Here is a 2,685-nt window from a genome sequence, read left to right on the forward strand (position 1 = left end):
TGATCCGGTATCGAGAGTGTTCTTGCTTGGATCGGCACTGCTCGCGATCACGGCACCGGTGAGATGGGTGTTACCGCCTACCGTGATCTGAAAACCGCCGCTGCCCGCGTTCAAGCCTGTTACGTCGCCTACGCTGGCATAGCTGGATTGCATCTGGCCTTGGTTGTAGCTACCGCCGCCGCTTCCCCCGCCGCCACCGTAACTGAAACTTCCGCTGCCCTGCGCCATGTGGCGGGTGTGCATGATGTGTTTTCCAGCGAGGCTTATCCCCTTGAGGGCGGCGGCGGCATATTGGTGGGACTAAAGATTAGAGCTGATCAAACGACGCGCCCGAAACCTTCAATTGCCTACCTTGCCGACGAACACGCGATCGACACGCTTGGCCTCTCACTCGTCGCAGGGCGTAACTTTCGTCCTGAGGAAATCGCTGCCATCGGCCCCTACGACAAGATGTCCCCGCCATCCATCATCGTCACACAAAGCCTTGCTAAGAAGCTCTTTCCCGATGGCTCCGCCCTGGGCAGAGCGGTTTACCTTACGAATGGCCCCGCCACCATCATTGGTATTCTCGCCAGCCTTCAAGGGCCATACGCTGGCAGCACGACGCGATCGATTGATGAAGATAACATTCTGATCCCCGCTCGTTATGTCGACCCGAGCGGTGGTGTTGTATATCTGGTACGCACCTACTCCACGACCATGAAGCCGGTGATCAATGCAGCGATGAAAGCTTTATCGGAGCGTGGCAGCGTACGCCTCATCGATCCCAAAGAAAGCGTTGTTACGCTGCCCCAGGCACGAGAGCACGGATATGCAACCGACCGCAGCGTAGCGCTGCTAATGAGTATTCTCAGTGGATTACTGCTGTTAGCGACTGCGGGTGGCATCGTCGGACTAAGTAGTTTCTGGGTCAGCCAGCGACGCAAACAGATCGGCATCCGCCGTTCGCTCGGCGCAACCACGAACGACATCCTGCGCTATTTCCATACCGAGAATTTCCTGATTGTCGGCGGAGGCATCGTATTCGGGGCGCTGCTCGCATTCCTAGCGAATCTCGGCTTGATGCACGTCTACGAATTACCGCGCATGCCGCTCTATATACTGCCACTTAGCGCGCTGTTGCTGTGGCTGCTCGGTCAATTGGCCGTATGGGGCCCGCGCGATATGCGACCAAAGTGCCGCCCGTAATCGCGATTCGCACCGAATGAACTGAATTGACCGTACAGTGGCTGATACTCAATAGCGGGGCTATTATTTTTTTCGATTCGATGCGGTCGTAAAGATCTTTTTAAAATGAATTTAAAGCACTTTCCTTGCCTTAAAAATCACCGCAGTCCGATTATTAAATGAAAGCATCCAAACTTGAACGTAGAGACCGCACTCGTGCGGTCTCTACGTCAAAACGGGGGGCGACGGCGAGGGGCGCCAATGAACGCCAGAATGGTTATGACCGCCCCCAAATACATACCGCTGTGAACACCCTGAACCAGAGCATCATGGAAGTTATATTTTAATCCGTTCAATCGGACAGCAACGTAACCAAAAGCCACAATGGCAACGACCGCAAAAAGAAAAAAGGCAATTCCAGCCATAAGTGCATACAATATTTTTTTAAAAATAATCATGCCATTACACCTCTAATTTTTCCCTGCATTCTCTTTGGCCTTATCAATGAGCATGTTGATTCCCTCTGTCACTGTCGCCCCGCCTGCATTGCCCGTAATAACGGGAATAAGTGACGTAAAGCCTGGGGTGCTCATCAAATTGCTGTAAGCATCGCCTATCTTGAAGCCGACCGCCGTCGTCAGCCCGCTGATCGCACCATTCAGTAATACATTCTCGTTCTGGTTGTAATACAAGTTATTAGCTTCCGTCTGCAACATGCCAACACCTGTCCCAACTAACCCATTCCACGCCATGTTGCCACCATAGCCAAGGTAGCCTCCAAGCGCACTCACTCCCACGTTGATGTAATTCACCTGACTGAAGCTGCCGCCGTTCTGAATCAACTGTGAGCCGAGATTAACAGCTCCGGTCGTGGCAGCGACGCCTCCACGTGATGCCAACGCAATCTGCAACAACGAGCCCGTTTGGAACGCGCCAGAGCCTTCGGCTGCAAGCACCCCGGGACCAGCACCCAGCCCCGCCGTCGCCCCTGCCGCCGCCAAACCAATCATCAGATTGCCATCGTGGCTTACCGCATTATCTGCCGCCACCAAGCCCCATTGACCGTTGTTATTCGCATGGTCCTGCGCGTAATCCATCGAAGTGAGGGTCTGATCCGCTCCCAAATTCAGCTGCGTCGCCAGCGGACTGTTGGCGTAAGCGACAGCATCGCTGATAGCACCACTATACATATCTGCACAATTCGATCCCGCCGAGTTGCATTGGCCAACCAACAGTTGCTCCTGATTTCGTGACACGACTTCCGCAGCACTCTCTAAATTCAGAGCGCATGCCGAGTTCACGTCACCGCCGCATTGCTGCTTGATGTTATTTTGCAGCTCAATCAATTGCTTATGCGTCAGATAGTTATATTGCGTACCCGCAAGCGCCGTCGCCGCGCCGGCTCCGCCACCGACTAGACCACCAATCAGCGTCGTGCCTGCCAAGACGCCGCTAGCGCCGTACTGCTGCAGATACGGAATCGCCGCTTCGCTCACGCCTGCACCAAGCGCACCTTGC

At 54.5% G+C, this 2,685-nt stretch carries 4 protein-coding genes; 1 reads left to right on the plus strand and 3 read right to left on the minus strand.

The window, feature by feature from the left end:
• A partial coding sequence (locus AC4HNJ_RS21450; protein WP_490481653.1) for a hypothetical protein occupies nucleotides 1–243 on the minus strand: 243 nt, incomplete at its 3' end.
• On the opposite strand from AC4HNJ_RS21450, the gene AC4HNJ_RS21455 reads away from it, so the two are divergent.
• Nucleotides 238–1,188, plus strand: a complete 951-nt coding sequence (locus tag AC4HNJ_RS21455; RefSeq protein WP_490481654.1) for an ABC transporter permease — start codon at nucleotides 238–240, stop codon at nucleotides 1,186–1,188. The genes AC4HNJ_RS21450 and AC4HNJ_RS21455 overlap by 6 nt on opposite strands.
• 209 nt (nucleotides 1,189–1,397) lie before the next feature.
• On the opposite strand, the gene AC4HNJ_RS21460 is transcribed toward AC4HNJ_RS21455, so the two are convergent.
• A complete protein-coding gene (locus tag AC4HNJ_RS21460) occupies nucleotides 1,398–1,625 on the minus strand; it encodes a hypothetical protein (RefSeq protein WP_490481655.1) in 228 nt (75 codons plus the stop codon).
• A 12-nt stretch (nucleotides 1,626–1,637) separates the two neighbouring features.
• Nucleotides 1,638–2,685, minus strand: a 1,048-nt coding sequence (locus AC4HNJ_RS21465) for a hypothetical protein (RefSeq protein WP_490481656.1), incomplete at its 5' end; no start/stop codon positions are given.

It is taken from the genome of Dyella sp. SYSU CM1112, assembly GCF_058216415.1.